The sequence below is a fragment of the Citrobacter sp. Cpo142 genome (assembly GCF_030332425.1).
In the GTDB taxonomy this organism is placed as follows: Bacteria; Pseudomonadota; Gammaproteobacteria; order Enterobacterales; family Enterobacteriaceae; genus Citrobacter; species Citrobacter portucalensis.
In genome coordinates this window covers 1-210 of record NZ_JAOWHW010000080.1, presented here as the reverse complement: position 1 = coordinate 210, position 210 = coordinate 1, and the positions used below count along the sequence as shown (strand labels likewise).

The 210-nt window shown below is 60.5% G+C and carries 1 protein-coding gene; it reads right to left on the bottom strand.

The window, feature by feature from the left end; all coding sequences use genetic code 11:
• The coding region (locus OGY18_RS04225; protein WP_286551980.1) for a DUF2514 family protein at positions 1–210 on the bottom strand (210 nt) is incomplete at both ends.

Sequence of the window (210 nt, the reverse complement as noted above, 5' to 3'; positions counted from 1 at the left end):
TGCAAGGCGTCCGAGCATGTCGGCGAGCACTGCGGCGTCGGCTCCGGCTGTTTTGCTTCTGACGGCAGCGGCAAGATCTGAGGTGTGCTTTGCGGCGTCCAGGCGGGCGACAAGCTTTGTTGCTTCGGTGCGCAACTGGCTAACAGTGGCAGACAGGCCAGCAGCAGTGGCAGCAGATTTAGCGGCTTGTGCTTGTGCATCTTTTACAGC